Annotated in this window: 15 protein-coding genes and 1 pseudogene; 5 read left to right on the top strand and 11 right to left on the bottom strand. The window is 70.4% G+C overall.

The features are described 5' to 3' along the window. The 4 genes from AB0H52_RS30115 to AB0H52_RS30100 form a co-directional block, all read right to left on the bottom strand. The coding region (locus tag AB0H52_RS30115; RefSeq protein ID WP_357951607.1) for a non-reducing end alpha-L-arabinofuranosidase family hydrolase at positions 1 to 569 on the bottom strand (569 nt) is incomplete at its 3' end. A gap of 427 nt (positions 570 to 996) precedes the next feature. Further along, positions 997 to 3,507 carry a hypothetical protein gene (locus AB0H52_RS30110; RefSeq protein WP_357951605.1) on the bottom strand — a complete coding sequence of 837 codons (2,511 nt, stop codon included), beginning with the start codon at positions 3,505 to 3,507 and terminating at the stop codon, positions 997 to 999. A gap of 140 nt (positions 3,508 to 3,647) precedes the next feature. Then, positions 3,648 to 6,203, bottom strand: coding sequence for a hypothetical protein (locus AB0H52_RS30105; RefSeq protein ID WP_151491502.1), 2,556 nt, complete (start codon positions 6,201 to 6,203; stop codon positions 3,648 to 3,650). Between the two features lie 155 nt (positions 6,204 to 6,358). After that, positions 6,359 to 7,021 (bottom strand): hypothetical protein, encoded by a 663-nt coding sequence (locus AB0H52_RS30100; protein WP_151491501.1) that lies wholly within the window; start codon positions 7,019 to 7,021, stop codon positions 6,359 to 6,361. Between AB0H52_RS30100 and AB0H52_RS30095 the strand changes: the two genes are divergently transcribed. From AB0H52_RS30095 to AB0H52_RS30080, 4 genes are all read left to right on the top strand, one after another. Further along, entirely contained in the window at positions 6,957 to 8,414 is a 1,458-nt protein-coding gene (locus AB0H52_RS30095; RefSeq protein ID WP_357951603.1) for a HupE/UreJ family protein, read from the top strand. The two genes, AB0H52_RS30100 and AB0H52_RS30095, sit on opposite strands and share 65 nt — an antisense overlap. 145 nt (positions 8,415 to 8,559) lie before the next feature. Continuing rightward, entirely contained in the window at positions 8,560 to 10,533 is a 1,974-nt protein-coding gene (locus AB0H52_RS30090) for a metallophosphoesterase family protein (protein ID WP_151491500.1), read from the top strand. 91 nt (positions 10,534 to 10,624) lie between these two features. Further along, complete coding sequence (locus tag AB0H52_RS30085) at positions 10,625 to 11,692, top strand: DUF916 domain-containing protein (RefSeq protein ID WP_151491499.1); 1,068 nt, start codon at positions 10,625 to 10,627, stop codon at positions 11,690 to 11,692. 154 nt (positions 11,693 to 11,846) lie between these two features. After that, complete coding sequence (locus AB0H52_RS30080; RefSeq protein WP_225854657.1) at positions 11,847 to 12,818, top strand: NADP-dependent oxidoreductase; 972 nt, start codon at positions 11,847 to 11,849, stop codon at positions 12,816 to 12,818. Between the two features lie 4 nt (positions 12,819 to 12,822). Here AB0H52_RS30080 and AB0H52_RS30075 read toward each other — a convergent pair whose 3' ends face one another. The 7 genes and pseudogenes from AB0H52_RS30075 to AB0H52_RS30045 all read right to left on the bottom strand — a co-directional run bounded on the left by AB0H52_RS30075 (position 12,823) and on the right by AB0H52_RS30045 (position 17,933). Continuing rightward, positions 12,823 to 13,413: an HAD-IA family hydrolase gene (locus AB0H52_RS30075; RefSeq protein ID WP_357951600.1), complete on the bottom strand. Its 591-nt coding sequence runs from the start codon at positions 13,411 to 13,413 to the stop codon at positions 12,823 to 12,825. 25 nt (positions 13,414 to 13,438) lie between these two features. Next, positions 13,439 to 14,382: pseudogene (locus AB0H52_RS30070) on the bottom strand (DUF6596 domain-containing protein). Positions 14,383 to 14,414: 32 nt separating this feature from the next. Continuing rightward, positions 14,415 to 14,762 carry a YciI family protein gene (locus AB0H52_RS30065; RefSeq protein WP_357951609.1) on the bottom strand — a complete coding sequence of 116 codons (348 nt, stop codon included), beginning with the start codon at positions 14,760 to 14,762 and terminating at the stop codon, positions 14,415 to 14,417. A 104-nt stretch (positions 14,763 to 14,866) separates the two neighbouring features. Next, positions 14,867 to 16,078, bottom strand: coding sequence for a low temperature requirement protein A (locus tag AB0H52_RS30060; protein ID WP_357951598.1), 1,212 nt, complete (start codon positions 16,076 to 16,078; stop codon positions 14,867 to 14,869). 55 nt (positions 16,079 to 16,133) lie between these two features. Further along, positions 16,134 to 17,192 (bottom strand): tryptophan--tRNA ligase, encoded by a 1,059-nt coding sequence (gene trpS / locus AB0H52_RS30055; RefSeq protein WP_151491495.1) that lies wholly within the window; start codon positions 17,190 to 17,192, stop codon positions 16,134 to 16,136. A gap of 89 nt (positions 17,193 to 17,281) precedes the next feature. Beyond that, the gene (locus tag AB0H52_RS30050) at positions 17,282 to 17,458 is read right to left on the bottom strand and encodes a hypothetical protein (RefSeq protein WP_192580381.1); all 177 of its coding nucleotides are present in this window, start codon (positions 17,456 to 17,458) and stop codon (positions 17,282 to 17,284) included. A gap of 4 nt (positions 17,459 to 17,462) precedes the next feature. Continuing rightward, complete coding sequence (locus AB0H52_RS30045) at positions 17,463 to 17,933, bottom strand: PRC-barrel domain-containing protein (protein ID WP_151491494.1); 471 nt, start codon at positions 17,931 to 17,933, stop codon at positions 17,463 to 17,465. A gap of 197 nt (positions 17,934 to 18,130) precedes the next feature. Between AB0H52_RS30045 and AB0H52_RS30040 the strand changes: the two genes are divergently transcribed. Further along, complete coding sequence (locus tag AB0H52_RS30040; RefSeq protein WP_151491493.1) at positions 18,131 to 18,385, top strand: SCO4848 family membrane protein; 255 nt, start codon at positions 18,131 to 18,133, stop codon at positions 18,383 to 18,385. Positions 18,386 to 18,959: the final 574 nt, after the last annotated feature.

Genomic DNA, 18,959 nt, shown 5'->3' with positions numbered 1-18,959 from the left:
GCGACGGTGAAGTCCTTGAGTGACACCCAGCCGGACTTCGGGTTGGCCAGCACACCGGTCGAGGACCAGCGGTACGTCGACGGCAGGTCACACGTCGTGGGCGGCGGTGTGGTCGGTGGCGGGGTCGTCGGTGGCGGGGTGGTCGGCGTCGTGCCACCGTTACAGGTCACCCCGTTCAGCGCGAAACTCGTCGGCGCCGGGTTGCTGCTCGTCCACGACCCGTTGAACCCGAACGACACCGTGCCGTTGGTGGGGACGGAATTGTTGTAACTCACGTTCCTCGCGGTCACCGCCGAACCGCTCTGCGTCAGCGACGTGTTCCACGCCTGGGTGACCGTCTGCCCCGCGCCGTACGACCACGTCAACGTCCAGCTGGTCAGCGGATCGCCCAGGTTGGTGATCGTCACGTTGGCGCCGAACCCACCCTGCCACTGTGACGACACGGCGTAGTCCACCGAACAGCCTGCGGCTGCGGCACCGGCGGGCATCGCCACGACGGCCGTCGCCGACGCCAGCAACGCGACGCCGGCCGACACCAGGCCGACATTTCTCGCTCTGAATATGGTCATCGAGCACCCTCCTGACGGGACGGCGGCCTCCACATTCGTGGCAATCATTGTTAGGTGAGCGTTAACAGCCGCGTCAGGTATGTTACGGGAGCGCTCCCACGCCATCAAGGTTGTCTATATGCTGCTCTCCGGTTCCGGACGTTCCGGGACGCCGTGTGATCGATAACAAGCGCCACAAACGGCCGGGGCCGTGACCCGTCGTGGATCACGGCCCTGGCCCCGGTTCACCGGGGATCGATCAGGCGATCCGGTACGCCCGCAGGATCGTCTGCGTGACCGCGTTGCCGGCGGTGTCCGTCGCCGTCACCCGCAACGACACGAAGCCGGGCCGGCGGGGGGTGACGTCGAGGACCGTGGGCCAGCCCCTCGCTGAACCGGCCGCGCATCCCGTCGGGATGCGCGGCCGGCTCCGGTCGTCACCGGTTGGTCATGCGGTTGGGCGGCGCGGGTCCGGCCACGGCGTGCTCGGGGGCACGATCGGCCGGCGCGGAGGCCGCTCAGCGCTGCCCGGGGCGACCGCCGCCGTGGCAGCCGAGGTGGCGACGGCCTCGGTGTAGCCGTCCCGGCTGGCCGTCACCGTCACGGTGAGCCGCTTCCAGAGCAGCGTCTGAGGAATCTTGAACGTCGCGCTGGTCGCGCCGGTGACCGGGACGCCGTCGGCCGACCACTGGTACCGGTAGGTCGTCGTTGCGGGCGTCCACTCGCCCGGCTGGGCGGTGACGGTCCCTCCGACCACCGCGGCGCCGGTGATCGTCGGCGGATTGATCATGCGGATCGCCAGGGGTGGGTTGATCGTGAAGGCGTTCGCCAGGACGACCGGCTCGCCGGCGCCGTACGGATACACCGTCAGGCTGGCCTTGCCGGCCGGCGCGGACCCGAGGTTCACGTCCACCGTCATCGACGTGCCGTCCGCCGAGACCGTCTTCACCGTCGCGGTCAGCGGCTCCCCCGAGGCGGGAGTCACCTGGACCCGGTCCTTCGGGTGCAACCCGGTGCCGCTGATGGTGACCGCCCGGACGGCGCCCGGAGGTACGACCGCCGGCGCCACCGAGGTGACCGTCGCGGAGCCGACCTCGACCAGGAAGATGTACTGCGTACCCGAGGAGCGGGTGCCGCTGGCCGTCACGCTGCGAACGGTCAGGTAGTGCCGGCCAGCCTCCTGCGGTGTCCAGGCCAACGTCGCGGTGCCGTCGGCCTTCGCGGCGAGCGTGGTGTACGACCCGAAGTTGATCGAATACTCGTAGGCGGTCGTGCCCGGCAGCCGGGGCGTGAAGCTGAAGGTGCCCGGGGCCAGCCGGCCGCTGCCGGTGGTGGGGAAGTCGGTCGAGGTGACCCGGGGCCCGTCCAGTACGGACCAGGACGTGCCGCCCTCGTCGGTCTGCACGCCGCTGGCGTTACGGGCGACGACGGTGACGTAGGTGTAGCCACCCTTGGTCGGCGTGTAGGTGAAGGTGGCGCTGCCGTCGGCGGCCGGCTTGACGACCTGCTTGGTGGCCTCGTCGCGGTTGAGCGTCGCCACGTACTCGGTGACGTTCGCCATCTGGGTGCGGGCCGTGAAGGTGGCCGGCGTGCCCACGTCGGTGCCGCCGGTGCGGGTCACCGTCGGTGCCGCCCCGTTGACCGAGATGGAGGTCCAGCGCGGCTCGGACAGGGTGCCGTCGGCGCTGCGACTCTGGATTCGCAGGCCGATGACGCTGGTCTGCTTGGCGATCCAGGTGAGATCGGCGGTGCCGTCCGCCCGGGCCGGGATCGTGATCTTCTCGATCGGCGGTGGGAACAGCCCGGAGTGTTCGGCCCAGTAGACGTAGGCCCGCACCTGCGGCGACCGGGGCGCGAGGTGGAAGCTGAGCGACGAGCCGATCGTGACGCTCCGGTCGACGTCGCCGGTGAGCCTCGGGCCGTTGTCGACGGTGAACTCGTACGCGTGGTCGGCGTGCGCCGTGCCGTCACGGGTGACGCTGTGGACGTAGAGGGTCTGCCGGCCGGCGCGGGTCGGAGCGATCATCGTCGTCGCCGTTCCGTCGGCCGCCGCCGGCACCGTCCCCGACGGGCCGCCCCCGTCGATCCGCCACGCGAACGACGCCGTGTCGACGACGTTGGAGCGCAGCTCGAACGCGCCGGCCACCCCGATGTTGTAGTCCAGGTTCGGCGTTCCCTCCGGGTACGCGGAGGAGAAGATCGACGGGCGGGTCTCCCGGACGTAGAACACGTAGTGGGTCTGCTCGGAGTAGTTGCCGGCCCGGTCGATCGCATAGACCGCTACGGAGTGGTAGCCCGCCGCCCGTGGCGTCCACTCGACCGTCGCCGGACCGCCGAGCCGGTCGGCGTCCACCGTGGCCGGAGGAATCTGCTCGCTCTGGTCGCTCTCGTAGAACTCGTAGCGGTAGCGGACGGTGTCGGCGCTGGCCGAGGTGAAGGTGAACGTGCCGGGAACGCCGATCGCGCCGTTGGCACTGCCCCAGTCGCCGGACGGGTACACGGCGGAGGCGACGGTCGGTGCCGGGCCGCCGGTGCGGTCGACCGTGTAGTAGCACGTCCCGCTCCACGGCGTCGCCGTCGCGCCGTCGAGGACGCGGACCCGCCAGGCGTACGTGACGCCGTCGAGCTGCCGCGAGTCGTCCTCGAGCTGGATGTAGACCTCGTCGTTGCGCTCGCCCACGCCGGTGAGCCACTGCTGCGGTTGCTCGGGGGTGGTGATGTCCCAGACCTGGAAGTCGGCCTGCAACTCGGCACCCTCGTCTGCGCCGGTGAGGGTGCCCTTCAGCACGACGGCGCGGGCGTCGTTGAGTCTGTCCGGGCTCAGGTACGGCCCCGGTGCGGTGGTGGTGCAGGGCTGGTCGGCGGTCTTGAGGTCGGTCGGCGCCGACAGCGCTGCGGCGGCCGGAGTGGCCGCGAGGCCCACCGCTGCCGTCAGGCCGAGCGCCGATGCCGCGATCACCGCCGTTATCCGGCGACGAGCACGCGAAGATGTACGCACGTTGGTCTCCCCATGATGAAACGGGTGTCAGGGGCCACCCGCGACAAGAGGATCCCACGCAGGTGCGACTCAGATGGACCCGTCGCGCGGGCGGCGGGCGGTCAACCAGAGATCGTCGGGAGCACGGCCGTTCGGCGCGGGTCCGGCCACGGCGTACCGGGGGGCACGATGGGCCGGCGGGGTGGCCGCTCGCCGCTGGCGACCACGACGGCAGCCGAGGTGGCGGCGGTCGTGGTGTAGCGGTCTCGGGCGGCGCGCACCTCGACGGTGAGCCGCTGCCCGAGCAGCGCCAGCGGGATCCGGTACGTCGGGTTGATCGCGCCCCTGATCTCCACACCGTTCGCGAACCACTGGTACGAGTGGTACTCCGCGGCGGGCACCCACTCGCCCGAGTCCGCGGTGACGGTGGATCCCACCGTCACCGCGCCGCTGATCGTGGGCGGCTTGACCGATTGCAGCTGCGGGGGCGGGCCGATCGTGAACGCGTTGGCCAGGACCACCGGCTGGAGCAGCCCGTACGGGTGCAGGGTGAGGCTGGCCGGACCGACCGGCGCCAGGCTGAGGTCCACCTGGGCGGTCAGCGTTGTCCGGTCCGCCGAGACCGTCATCACCCATGCGGTGATCGGCAGACTGCCGACCGGAGTCACCTGGATCTTGTCCTGCGGATGCAGCCAGGTGCCGCGGACGGTGATCGTCCGGAGGTCACCCGCCGGCACCGTGGCCGGAGCAGCCGAGGTGACCGTGGTGGCCTCGATGCTGATCGCGAAGCGGTAGGACATGATCGCCGAGGGGAATCCCACGGCTTTGAGGCGGCGGACGTTCAGCCGGTAGGCGCCGTCCGCCGGTGGCGTCCAGGTCAGCGTCGCGGTGCCGTCGGGCCCGGCGGGCATCCTGACGTACGGCTGGCTGTTCATCGAATACTCGTAGCCGACCGTGTCGGGCAGGTAGGAGCTGAAGGTGAACGTGCCGGTGGCGAGATGGCCGCCGCCGGTCGTCGGGAAGTCGGTCGAGGTGACCTGCGGCTCGTCCGTTGTCGTCCAGACCTCGCTTCCCCTCTCGGTCTGCACTCCGGCGGCGTTACGAGCGACGACGATGACGTAGTTGTGGCCGATCTCCATCGTGGTGAAGCTGAAGGTGACCTTGCCGTTGGTGGCCGGCCTGAGGATCTGCCGGGTGCTCTCGTCGCCGTTCAGCGTCGCCACGTACTCGACGATGTCCGCCATCGTGCTGCGGGCGGTGAAGGTGGACGAGGTGCCGGCCGCGGTGCTGCCGCTGCGGGTCACCTCCGGCCTCGCCCCGTCGATCGACAGGTTCAGCCATCGTGGCGTGGACAGGGTGCCGTCCGCGCTCCGGCTCTGGATCCGCAGGCCGTCGATGCCGGTCTCGGTGGCGGTCCAGACGAGGTCGGCGGTGCCGTCGGGGCGAGCCGGAACGGTGGTCTTCACGACGGGTCGTTCCTCGATGCTGGAGTACTCCGGCCAGTACAGGTACGCCTCGACCTGCGGTGCGCGCGGTGCGAGGTGCAGGGTGAGCGAGGAGCCGATCGTCACCTCGCCACGCGTGTCGCCGGTGAGAACGGGGGCGTTGTCGACGGTGAACCGGTAGGCGCGGGGCGCGTGTGCCGTGCCGTCGCGGGTGACGCTGTGGGCGTACAGGGTCTGCGGGCCACCACGGGTCGGGGCGATCATGGCCGTCGCCTTACCGCTGGCGTTCGCCGGCACGGTGCCCGAGGGCCCGTCCCCGTCGATCCGCCACGCGAAGTACGCGGTGTCGGCGACCGTGGCGGTCAACTCGAACGCGCCGGGCACGCCCACGTTGTAGTCCGGGTTCGGCGACAGCCCCGGATACGCGGTCGAGAAGACCGAGGGGCGGGTCTCCTTGACGTAGAACACGTGAGCTGTCCGCTCAGACCTGTTTCCGGCGCGGTCGATGGCGTAGACGATGAGTGCGTGGTGCCAGCTCGACTGTGGCGTGAATCCAACGGTCGCCGGTCCACCCAGCCCCGCGGCCGCCACGCTGGACTCGGTGTACTCGCCGGGCAGCTCCGCCGAGTAGAACTGGTAGAGGTAGCTGACGGTGTCGGCGGAGGCCGAGGTCAGGGTGAACGTACCGGGGACACCGATCGCGCCGGTGGCGCTGCTCAGGTTCGAGGCGGGGTATTCGGCGGAGGTGACCGACGGTGCCGGGCCTCCGCTGCGGTCGACCGTGAAATGGCAGGTGTCGCTCCAGGGTGAGGCTTCCGCGCCGTCGAGGACACGCACCCGCCAGGCGTACGTGACGCCGTCGAGCTGCCGCGAGTCGTCGTCGAGTTGAACATAGGGCGTGTTGTTCTCCTCGCCCATCTCGACGAGCCACTGCTGCGGACGCCCCGGGTCGGCGACGTCCCACACCTGGAAGTCCGCCTGCGATCCGCTCTGGGTCGTACGGCTGTAGGTGCCCTGTAGTGCGACGGCTCCGGCCATGTTGAGGCGTTCCGGGCTCAGGTACGGCCCGGGGGCGGCGGCCGCACACGGCTGGCCGGCGGTCCTGAGGTCGGTCGGGGCGACCGCTGCCGCGGAGGCCGTGGCGGCCGTGAGCCCCACGGCCGAGCCGCAGGCGAGCGCCACGGCGACGCCCAGCGCGACGACGCGACGGTGAGTGCGCGAAGCGGTACGCAACCTGTGCCTCCACTATGGAAGATCGCCGGATTCGGCCGACAGAGGATCGCACGTCGTCTCGACGGGCGGTGACCCGATCCTGCCTCGGCACCCACCAACGGTCGGGTGACCCGAGGGTCCGGTGCGCAGGCCGCCAGCCTCCGCACCGGGTCTCGTCAGAGCCAGATGACGATCCCGGTCAGGTCGGTGAGGACCGCCGCCACGCCCGCCCGGATGGCGGCCCCGCACCGCTCGGCCGTGAACGAGGCCGGGTCGTACGTCGAGGACATCCCGAGCCCTTCGCCACGAAACGACGCGCCGTCCCAGTCGACCGCCGTGACGTTGTGGGTGGGTTCGGCCAGCTCGGCACCCACCACCAGGAACTGCTCGTCCAGGTGGTTCGGGGTGACCAGCGCGAGCGGGTCGATGAGGTCGTTGCCCGCGCTGACGATGAGATCCGGGCCCATCTCCATCGCCTTGGCGATGCTGGGTACGGCGTCGTGCGCGTTGCCGACGACGATCGTCCTGAGGTGGACGTGTTCGTCACCGGCCCAGTCCTTGACGGCCGCCACGAGCGCCTTGGTCGGGGCGTCGTCACCGGCGGTGAGCAGTACGACCCGGTAGTCCTCGGACGGATGGACGCCGAGCCACGAGCCGGGCTGCGGCGTGATGGTCGCCTCCGGGGCGGGCCTGGCGGAGGGGTCGACGAATCCTGGGCCGAAAGTGCCGACGGCGCTGGGCGCGGGATGCGGTTGTGACCAGTCGTCGCCGGAGTTGCAGGCGGCGACGAGCGCGGCGGTCGCGGCCAGCAGGGCGACGGCCCGGAGCGGGGGACGCAAGGTGATCGTCCTTTCGAACGGCGAACGGGTGTGCTGCTCGCATTCCTATCCCAGTTCCGGTCACCGGCAATGCGCGGGCGGTCGCTCCGGCAATTTGTTCTCCGGCGGTTCGTCGACGGGCGGGCTGGTGTTCACCCTCGGCGTGCAGCGTGCACTGGCCAACCGAGGGGGCCGGATGTTCGCGCACGTACGCCGTACCGTTGTCGTCATCATTGTCGGGATCGCTGCGGCGGTAATCCCGTTTCTGGGTGTCGGCCCGGCGTACGCGCACGGTTTCTCATCGACCGTGTACGCGAAAATCGCCGCCGGAGACGAGGGTCACATACGCACGGCACTGGAGCTTGAATACGACCTTCTGATCGTCTCCGCCGCCGATGCCGGTGACGACGACCCGCTCTTCCGGACGGGAACGGCGGCTTTCGAGGCGGGCGACCCCGCCGCGCAGGCCGCCGCGCTGAAGGGCCACGCGTCGACTGTCCTAGGGTATGTCTCCGACCGCTTCTCGGTGACCTCCCGGGGTGGCGCCTGCCAGTCGACGCAGGTGGGCGACGCGACGGTCGGCGAGCGCGAGGGCGTGCCGTACGCGAACCTGCTGCTCGACTGGACCTGCCCCGAGCGGGTCGACGAGCACGAGGTGCGCAGTGGTCTCTTCCCGGACGACGAGGCCTACGTCAAGGGCACCAAGACGATCGTGACCTACGAGATCGACGGCCGATCGGGCAGCGCGGCGCTCGACGCGGCGAATCCCTCGTTCTCGACCGGCCAGGCGTGGTACGAGCGGTTCGGCGAGTTCTTCCTGCTGGGTGTCGAGCATCTGTTGTCTGGTATCGACCACATTCTGTTCCTGCTGGCGCTCATCGCGGGGTCGCGGCGGCTCCGGGAGATCGTGCTCGCGGCGACCAGCTTCACCCTGGCGCACTCGGTGACGTTCATGCTCGCCGCGCTCGGCCTGGTCGAGGTGCCGGCGGTGGTCGTGGAGCCGGTCATCGCACTGTCGATCGCCGTGGTCGCGGGGTGGCACCTGTGGGGCAGCTGGCGGCGCGGTGACCACGCGACCGACCTGGAGACGGCCGGGCACGGTCACTTCAGCCTGGACCGCTCGGGCTGGATCCGTCTCGGAGTGGTGTTCTGCTTCGGCCTCGTGCACGGCCTGGGTTTCGCGGGCGCGCTGGGCATCGACGAGGCCTGGTCGTGGACCCTGCTCTGGTCGCTGCTGGTGTTCAACGTCGGCATCGAGGTCGTCCAGTTGACGATTATCGCCATCGTCTTCCCACTCCTGATCGTGCTGCGTCGTCGCGCGCCAAAAGCCGGCCTGTGGGCGACCGGTGCTGTTTCTGGCGTCGTGTCCATCATGGGCCTGATCTGGTTTGTTCAGCGCCTCGCCGGATCCTGAGTACGGCTAACTACTTCGCGAAGTGCAGCCGTTCGCAAGATCGCGTTCATGACGGGTTCATCGGCCGGCGAAAGCTTGGATTTTGCTTCCCCAGCGTCGGGAGAAGGCACAATCCATTTCTCTATTTGAAAAGGGAACAATGTCGATGACATTGAGCACCTCGACACGGGCCTCCCGGCTCGTGCGGCGGCGCGTTCTCGCCGGGGTCGTAGCCGGATTCCTGGGAATGGGCGCGGCCCTCGGTAGCGGTCTGCTGACCGCCGCCAGTGCTGCCGACCCGACCACGGTGTCCGGCATCGTCCTCGGCGTCGGCGCCAACGAGACCCAGCGCATCGTGAGCTGGTACTCCTCGGCCGACACCGCGCAGAAGATCCAGCTCGCCCCGACCGCCGAGATCGTCAACGGCGAGTTCCCGGTCGGCGCCGTCAGCTTCGACGCCGTTGGTGCGGCGAACACCTCCACCACCGGCTTCAACCGCCACGCCACGATCAGCAACCTGCGCGAGAACACGGCGTACTCCTACCGGGTCGGTGCCGACGGCAACTGGTCCCCGACCTACGCCTTCAAGACGCAGGACTTCGAGGGTGACTACGACTTCCTGTTCTTCGGTGACCCGCAGATCGGCTCCTCCGGTGACCGGCTGAAGGACCAGGCCGGCTGGGAGGAGACCCTGAAGGTCGCCACCGGGGCCAACCCGAACGCCGAGCTGCTGGTGTCCGCCGGCGACCACGTCGAGAGCGCCAACGACGAGGGCCAGTGGACGTCGTTCCTGGCTCCCGAGCAGCTGCGCCAGTACCCGCTCGTGGCCACCATCGGTAACCACGACGTCGGTGGCAAGTCCTACGAGCAGCACCACTTCACCCCGAACACCGACCGCTCCTCGCAGTACTACAGCGGGGACCAGGCGACTCGGTCCGGTGGTGACTACTGGTTCATCCACAAGGATGTGCTGTTCATCGACCTGAACAGCAACAGCTATGTCAACCCGGCGGACGGTTCCGCCGGCGGCGACGCGGCGCACGTCGCGTACGTCACCGACGTCATCAACAAGCACGGCTCCGAGGCCAAGTGGAAGGTGCTGGTCTACCACCACTCCATCTACTCGCCGGCCAGCCACGCGACGGACAACGACAACAAGCAGCGGCGGGAGGACTTCACCACGGCGTTCTCCAACCTCGGCGTCGACATGGTGCTGCAGGGCCACGACCACAGCTACTCCCGCAGCTACTCCATCAAGAACGGCCAGAAGGAGAACCCGGCCGAGCAGCCGGGTGCGCCCGAGGTGTACCCCGGCCCGGGCGGCGTCATCTACGTGACGGCGAACTCGGCCTCTGGCTCGAAGTACTACGACATCAAGAAGCCGGACGACACCGGCACCGGCATCCGTGGCAACGGTCCGGACCCGCTGGACCCGGGCAAGTACTGGTACAACTCGTCGCAGAACCAGGAGCACGTCCGCAGCTACGTCAAGGTGCAGGTGCGCGGCGACAAGCTGGTCCTGGCCAACGTGCGCAGCGGCACCTGCGCGGCGCCGAACGCGGCCGTCGAGAAGGGCCTCTCCTGCGTCAACACGCCGGACGGTCAGCCGGTCGGCTCGATCACCGACAAGGTGACGGTGCACCCGTACCACGGTGACGGCCAGGCCATCCAGGTCAACGTGCCGAACCCGGCCCCGGGCGAGTTCGGCTGGACGATCGACGGCTACAACGGCCTCGTCGACCTGGGTACCGCGCAGGAGCGCAACGGCACCTACTTCCAGGCGAACGGCAAGATCAACCCGATCCTCGTGTCGGACAGCCGCCGCTCGCTCGCCCCGTGGTCGATCTCGGCCAGCGTCGGCGACTTCTCCGACGCCGACAAGACGTTCTCCGGCTCCTACCTGGGCTGGACCCCGTACGTGCTCGACGGCGGCGCGGGCGCCGAGGCCGGTGCTCCGGTCCTGTCGTCCTTCGACGACCAGGGCAAGGGCCTCTCGGTCTCCAGTGGCCTCGGTGCGGCTGTGCAGGGTCACCCCCGGGGCGGCGCCAAGCTCGGTGCCGACCTGGACCTGAAGATCCCGGACAGCATCGCGAAGGGCAGCTACCGCACCACCCTCACGATCACTGCGCTGAGCAGCTGACCTGAGGGGTTCCACCGGGCGGGGTAGGCACCTTCGGGGGCCTACCCCGCCACCGGTTCGCCAACTCTCAAGATCACCTCAAGGATCCGACATGCAACCGTCCGTGACCCGCTGGAAGACACTCCTTCGTACGACCGCGCTGTCCCTGCTCGCCGTCGTCGCGGCCGCCGGTGTCGGCGCCGGCCCCGCCGTGGCGGCGGACGGCAACGTCGCCTGGACGGTCCGGACGGCCTCCAACAGCTACGGCGAGGCCCGGTCCAGTTTCAGCTACAACGTCAATCCCGGTGGTGTCGTCGAGGACGCCATGGTCGTGGCCAACCGCGGCCCGGCACCACTGAACCTGGCCGTCTACGCCGCCGACGGCTTCACCACCGATGCCGGCCAGCTCGACCTGCTCACCAAGGACAAGAAGTCGGTGGCGATCGGCGCCTGGGTGAAGGCGAGCGCCGGCAGCGTCGTGATCCAGCCCGGCAAGACCGCGCAGGTCCCCTTCAGGATCAGCCTTCCCGACAACGCCACGCCCGGGGACTACGTCGGCGGCATCCTCACCGCGCTGACGCAGGCCGACCAGGCCGAGGGCATCAACGTGGACCGCCGCCTCGGTATCCGGATCACGTTGCGGGTCGGCGGCGAGCTGAAGCCGAACCTCGCCATAGAGGACCTGCACGTGACGTACGACGGGTCGTCGAACCCGTTCGGCAAGGGCGACGCCACCGTCACCTACAAGATCCACAACGTCGGCAACGCCGCCCTGTCCGGCAAGCAGACGGTGTCGGTCTCGGGTCCGTTCGGTGTGCTGCGGGTCCGGGCCGGCGACATCGCGGCACCTCCGGAGCTGCTCCCGGGTGAGAGCTGGGACGTGACGGTGCCGGTACACGGCGTGGCTCCCGCCGTCTCACTGGCCGCGACCGTCACCCTCACTCCCCTGCTCACCGACGTGTCGGGGTCCACCACCTCGCTCAAGCCGGTGCAGGCCACGGCCCACGGCTGGGCGCTGCCCTGGACGTTCCTGCTGGTGCTCGTCGTGCTGATCGCCGTGGTCGTCGGGGCGTACCTGTACCGCCGCCGCAGCCGGGCGCAGCGCAAGGCACGCGAGGACGCCCGGGTGCGAGACGCCGTGGCGCAGGCCCTCGGCGGACGGGAGCCGCGGACGTCCTGACCGGCCACCGCAGCGCCCACCGCGACCGCCCGGCGGGCCAGGGCGACCGCGGCGGCCGGTCGCCCTTGTGGGTGAACGGCACTCAGCGCCCGGCCGGGCCGGCCCCCGAGCCGGCATGCTGCGACGGTGACGCCGGCCCGGGAAGGAAGCTCACATGGTTGACGCGGACGTGCCAGAGCGGATGCAGGCTGCCGCCTTCGACGAGTACGGCGGGCCGGAGGTGATCACCCTTCGGAAGCTGCCGGTGCCGGAGATCGGCGCCGACGAGGTTCTGATCAGGGTCCTGAGCGCCGGCGTCGGGGTGTGGGACGTGTACGAGCGCGAGGGCGTACTGGTGCCGGAGGGCTCGGCCCTCCCGATCGTGCCCGGCTCCGACGGTGCGGGAACCGTCATCGCGGCCGGCAACACGGTGACCAACCTGGCGGTGGGTGACCTGGTCTACGTTTCCGCCACCGCCCGGCCGAAGGGCGGCTTCTACGCCGAGTACGCGGCCGTCAAGGCCGAGTACGCCGCGAAGGTGCCCGACGGGATCCCCGCCGAACACGCGGGCGCGATGTCCACCGACGCCCTGACCGCACTGGCCGGGCTGGACACCCTCAGCCTGTCGGGCGGCGACTGGCTGCTGATCTTCGGTGCCAGCGGCGGGCAGGGTCACCTGGCCGTGCAGCTGGCCAAGCGGCAGGGCCTGAAGGTGATCGCGGTGGCCTCCGGGGCGGACGGCGTGGCGCTGGTGACCCGGCTCGGCGCCGACGTCTCCCTCGACGGCCACGGCGACCCCGCCGAGGTGCTGGCGACGATCCGGGACGCGGCCCCGGGCGGGGTGAACGGCATCCTGGCGATGGCCGGCGGCAAGACGCTGGACCGGCTCACCGAGACGCTGTCCGAGGGCGCGGTCGTCGCCTACGCCCACGGTGTGCGGCCGGAGCCGCGCGAACGGTCCGGTGTGACGGTCCGCGCGTACGACGGCGTTGCCAACGCTGGGCAGTTGCGGCGGCTCAACGAACTCATCGAGGCCGGGCCGTTCGTGGTGCACGTCGCGGAGAAGTTCCCGTTGGGCAAGGTGCGGGAGGCGCACCAGCGCCTGGGCACCTCCTACCTCGGCAAGCTGCTGCTGACCGTCGGCTGAGACCTCAGCCGGTGCGCTGTTGCGGCACGCGTACCGATGCCATGCCGGCCGCCGTCGCGGCCTGGATGCCCAGGTCGGTGTCCTCGAAGACCAGGCACGAGCCCGGGGGTACGCCGAGGTGCTCCGCCGCGAGCAGGAACGCCTCCGGGTCGGGCTTGGCCCGCGTGTAGTCCTCGGCGCAGACCAGCACCTCGAACCGGTCCAGCAGACCGAGCGTGTCGAGGGAGGCGGTGACCGGCGCCCGGGTGCTGCCGGACACGACGGCGAACGGAACCCGCCGGTGCGCGTCGTGGATGTGCGCCAGCACCTCGGGCACGGCGGCGAGCTGCGGCAACAGCTCCTGGTAGATGCGCTCGCGGCTCTCCACGACGGTCGCGACCGGCATGGACAGGCCGTGCCGCTCGTTCAGGGCGACGATGATGTCGGCGGTCGGCCGGCCACCCCAGGCGTAGAACAGGTCCTCCGGGAACTCGCAGCCCCACTCGTCGAGCGCACGTTGCCACGCCAGGTAGTGCAGAGGCATCGAGTCGACGATGGTGCCGTCGCAGTCGAACAGGTACGCCGCGAACTCACCGGGTGGCAGAGGCAGACTCACCGGGGAAGGGTACAGCGGATCTCGTTCAGTCGCCGGTGACGGAAGCCAGCCGGCGCAGCAGGTGCGCCCGTTCCGGCTCGGTCCCGACCAGCGCCAACGCGCTGCGGTACGCCGCCGCGGCCTCGTCGAGGCGGCCGAGCCGGCGCAGCAGGTCCGCCCTGGTCGCCGGATAGAGGCGGTAGCCCCGCAGACGCGGATCGTCGGCCAACCCGTCCAGCAGGGCGAGCCCGGCGTCCGGCCCGTCCCGCATCGCGACGGCGGCGGCCCGGTTCGGCGCCACGACCGGTGAGGGGACCATGCCGAGCAGCACGTCGTAGAGCGCCACCACCTGGGGCCAGTCGGTGCTGGCCACGTCGACGGCCTCGTCGTGCAGCGCGGCGATGGCGGCCTGCACCCCGTACGGTCCGGGCGCCGGACCGGTCAACGCGACCACCACCAGCGCACGCCCCTCGTCGATCATCGCGTGGTCCCAGCGTCCACGGTCCTGATCGTCGAGGAGGACCATCGCGCCGTCCGGCCCGGTCCGGGCGGCCCGCCGAGCGTGCACCAGCAGCAGCAACCCGAGCAGACCGGCGACCTCCCGTTCGGCGGGCAGCAGCCGGCGCAGGATCCGGGCCAGCCGGATGGCCTCCTCGGCGAGATCGGTCCGCTGGAGATGCGGGCCGGAACTGGCGGCGTACCCCTCGGTGAAGACCGAGTAGACGGCCTGGAGCACGGTGGGCAGCCGCCCGGAAGGATGGCCAGCCGGGTGGCCAGCACCCGGTCGCGGCGCAGGCGGTCGACGGCGCGCCGGCGGGCCGTGGTGAGCAGCCAGGCGCCGGGCCGGCTCGGGACGCCCTCGCTCGGCCAGTGCACCAGCGCCGCCTCGATCGCCTCGGCGGCGACCTCCTCGGCCAGGTCGAGGTCGCCGAAGCGGTGCACGAGCGAGGCGAGCAGCCGGCCGCGTTCCTCCCGGAACACCGCCTCCACGGACTCTGCCGCCGCCTGCGCACCCGTCACGGTCAGACCTCGACGTCGATCTCGGCGATCGGGCGCACCTGCACCGACCCGCCGCCGGTGGCGCCGGGGCTGCGGGCCGCCCAGTCCAGTGCGACGTCGAGATTCGGCACGTCGATGATGTCGTACCCGCCGAGCACCTCCCGGGTCTCGGCGAACGGCCCGTCGGTGATCGCGCGTTCACCGTCCGCGCCGACCTGCACCGTCGTGCAGGTGCGCAGGTCCTGCAACGGGTGCCCGGAGACCCAGATCCCGGCGTCCTTCATCTCCCGGTCGTAGCGGATCCAGTCCTCGAAGGTGCACCCGTTGCCGACGGCCTCCCCGTCGATCGCGGGGCTCATGAACAGCAGCATGTACTTCACGTTTCGGCTCCTCTCGGTGCGGCGGGTCGCCACACAGCATGACGACGATCGGCGGTCCGGGATATCGACGCGGCGTCCGGAACTTCCCCGGGGCGTCAGGGGCGCACCGGCCGCGCCGGTGCGATCCGGGGGTCACGCCGGTCGTTGCGCCGCTCGTGCCAGGTGACCGCGATCAGGAAGAGGGTCAGCAGGGCCAGCTCGGCCAGCGCGGGCAGGGACCGCGCGATCGGCAGCAGGACCAGCGGCAACAGCGCGGCGACGACCTGCCCCGGACGCCCGGTACGCAGGGTCAGCCGGCGGAAGACCAGCCGCGCGAGCAGGTAGAGGGTGGCGCCGCCGTAGAGGGCGGTGGCCGCGGGCCAGCTCAACCGCGCCGAGTGCGGCGGCTCCTCGGAGAGTTGGCCGAGCACCTGCTCGATGCCGAGCGCGATGAAGATGGCACCGATGATCAGCGGCGCGTGCGCGAGCCCGTACGCGTCGCCGGCGACGCTGGACCGCCGCTCGTCCGGCACCCGCAGCACGGACTGCCGGGCGGCGGGCGCCAACCGGTCGAAGTAGAGCCACCACAGGCAGATCGTGGTGACCAGACCGAGCAGCGCCGCGACCAGCCCGGCACCGTTCGGCGCCGTCGTCCTCGGCCCCGCACCGGCGGCGATCAGCGCCTCACCCAGCGCGATGATGAGCACCAGGCCGAACCGTTCGGTGAAATGGTCCAGGCTGCGCAGCGGCCACGGGCGGTAGGCGGAGGCGACGCGGGAACCGCCGATGTCCACCAGAAACGCGACCGTCCAGAGCACGGTCTGAGCGACACCGCCGAGCAACGCGCCCACGATGAGCGGGAGCCAGGCCGCCGCCACCGGCACGGCGAAGAACCGCAGGGTCGAGCGCAGCGGCGCGTCCTCGGTGCTCGCCCAGAGCAGCACGACGAGTTGCACCGCCCTGGTCACCAGGTAGGCCAGAGCCAGTGTGAGGGGCGCGTCGAAGAGGCCCGGACCCTGCCGCCACGCGTCCGGCAGCACCAGCGCGGCCACGAATATCGCGGCCATGGCCAGCAGGGTGGCCGCGCGGGCCGGGCCGACGTCCGCGCGGACCAGGTTGCCCAACCAGAGGTACGGGCCCCAGGAGTAGATCAACAACAGGAGGAGGATGAGCCCCTGGGCCAGAGTGAGCGCCGTCGGCGGTTGCGCCATGAACGTGATGACCCGGGTGAGCGCGAAGACGAAGACCAGGTCGAAGAAGATCTCGAACATCGTCGTCCGGTGCTGGTCACCGACCGGCACCGGACGAACATCGAAAATCCCCCTCATCCTCGCATTCTGCGCCAGGCGTGGCAGCCGTCGGCGGAGATCGCCGACGGTGCGCTCAGGCCGAGGCGTCGATCCGGCGCCGGCTCCGCTCGGCTCGCCGTCGCACCTGCTGGTACGCGCCGGTCAGCCCCATCGCCCGGCGTACCTCGATGAGGGTCTCGCGTACCTCCAGGCGGGTCCGCTCGGTGCCCTCGACGATCAGCCGGTCGACCAGCCCCCGGTCCGCTTCGATCTCGGCCCGGCGCTCCCGGATCGGCGCCAGAAACGTCTCCAGCGCCACGACCAACCGCTCCTTGACCTCCACGTCGCCGACCCGCCCGGCCCGGTAACGGCGGACCAGGTCGGCCACCTCGGCACGATCCGGATTGAACACCTCGTGGTACGCGAAGACCGGGTTGCCCTCCACCGTTCCCGGCACGTCCGCCCGTACCCGGTTCGGGTCGGTGTACATGCCCAGCACCTTCCGGCGCACCGTCGCCGGATCGTCGGAGAGGGCGATCGTGTTGCCCCTGCTCTTGCTCATCTTGGCGGCGCCGTCGGTGCCCACCAGGCTCGGCGTGTCCGCCGGAATCAGCTCCGGCACCGGGAAGACTTCGCCGTACAGGTGGTTGAACCGGCGGGCGATCTCCCGGGTCACCTCGACGTGCGCGGCGTTGTCCCGGCCGACCGGGACCACCTCGCCCCGGACGCACAGGATGTCCGCGGCCTGGAGCACCGGGTAACCCAACAGCCCGTACGGCATCTCCTCCTTGCCGGCGTCCCGGGCCATGTCCTTGAGCGACGGAACCCGTTCCAGCCGGGGCACCGTCACCAGGTTCTGCAGGAGCGTGTTGAGGTCGCCGACCTCCGGGATGGCCGACTGGAGGTAGAACGTGGCGCGCGCCGGATCGACGCCGGCGGCGAGGATGTCGGTCACCATCTCGCGGGCGTTGCGTGAGACCTGGTCGATGTCCTCGCGACGGTTCCTGGTGGTCAGCATGTGCAGGTCGGCGATGATGAAGAAGCTCTCGTAACACTGGTGCAACCGCACCCGGTTGGCGATGCTGCCGACGTAGTGGCCAAGGTGCAGGCGGCCGGTGGGCCGGTCGCCGGTGAGCATGCGTGCGACGGACATGACGGTGTGCCTCTCGTACTCGGAAGGTGGGTCACGCGTGGGCGCGCGCCGAGCGGGGCCGACAGGCCCTCTCGGTCAGCGGGGTCGACTCAGCGAGTCGCCCGCCATCGCGCGCCGGCGCGGAACCGCAGACCACCGGCACGGAGGACATCGAGGAGTTGCTCACGGCCGTCGCCGGAGCTGGACGGGAACCGGGGCACCACGCCGAGCGGGAGGCCGTCGACCATGTCGACCGCCTCCGACGCGCAGCTGCCCGTTCGGACCACGACCTCAGATTACCCGCGGCGTCGCTCCGGGCGGTGGCAGGTGACGGTCGCTGTAGTACCTGCCGACACGTTCCCGGTACCCCGGGTCGGCCGCCTCCCGGGCGAAGGGTGGAGCGTCCTTGATCTCCTGCCGGGTGCAGTCGACGTGCACGACGCGTTCCTGATGATCGACCTGGAACACGGTGCCGGCCGGGAGCAGCACCTTGCGTCCGAGGATCCACGGCCCGGTGTCCACCACCAGGTGGCCGGCATCGCTCTCGTCGCTGGCCTCGTCGATCGTGCCGATGCGCCCGTCGGTCGCCTCCACGTGGTAGCCGACCAGGTCGAGCGGGGTGCCGGGACCGGGGGCGTCGGGGCCGTCGTACCCACCGTCGGGGCGGTCCGGTGGCGTCGACGTGGGGGTGGTCTGGTCGTACCCGCCGGCCAGCGCGGACGGATCGCGCCAGGCCCAGGGATTGAAGATCGAGGGTTGCACGGGGCACCTCCGGGGGACGGCTTCGGCTGTCCTCCTACGCACTGCCCCGCCCGCCGACGTCGGAAACGGGCTGACCCTCCCGTGCCCCGGGCGGCGCACGACCGGATGGGCCTCTCCGAGATCACCGTGGTCGGCGACCGGCTCGTGGTCATCGACGTTCGGCCCGGTGAGCAGCCGCGCTGGCATACTCGGCAGCCATGGTGCTGTCGCGAGGGTGGTCTGTCTTCCTGGTCGGGGTCGGGATCTGGACCTGGGTGATCTGGCCGAGGTTCGCGGTAGCCATCTGGCAGGACCCACGGTCGTGGGCGGCCGGCACGGTGGGGGACGGCGCGCCCACCAGTTTTCTGTGGGTGCACGCGCTGCTCATCGCGGCTTCGCTGGCGATCGGCACGACCGTGGGCGTCCTCGGCGTCCGTGCCTGGTTGGCCGCCCGTCGACACCGCGCATCCTGACCTGCGTCGACGTCGTTATGGCGAGAGTGTGACGCGGGACGCTACCCGTCGATTTGACGATCAAACCCGCGGACGCGTAACTTTCTCTCTGCCAGCGCGGAACGGGGCAAACGGGACGAAAGTCCTGAGGCACCGGAACGGACTGGCAACCGGGTCAGGCAGGGGTTCGCTCCTGCGGGACACGGTCCGGGCGGGGCTCGCCGGATCGGCCGCGAGGCGGATTTGGTGCAGCGGAACCGACCGGGTAAGGTTTACGACCGGCAGGGCACCGGGCAAGTCTGCGGGAGACCGCAGCGGCCGGCCTGCCAAATCCGACGACCTGACGCAGCGGTTCGCTGCTGCGTGAGTGCGCCGGGACCAAGCCGCACGAAGCATGACAGACCGGGACACACGGTTTGACACGGCGAAGACGGTAAGGTAACGTAGTAAAAGTGCCCGGCGCGAGAGCGGCGGGGAAGCAGAGCGAAAAGCCCCGAGACGGGTTCCACGGAATGTGGGGCTTCTGATCGGTGTGTGGTTGTTCTTTGAGAACTCAACAGGGTGCTTGTAAAGCCAGTGCCAATTATGATTTATA

Origin of the sequence: Micromonospora sp. NPDC050695 (genome assembly GCF_040654415.1) — a bacterium.
Lineage (GTDB): Bacteria > Actinomycetota > Actinomycetes > Mycobacteriales > Micromonosporaceae > Micromonospora.
The sequence above is the reverse complement of the archived record's forward strand: the minus strand, read 5'-3'. Positions and strand labels throughout refer to the sequence as shown.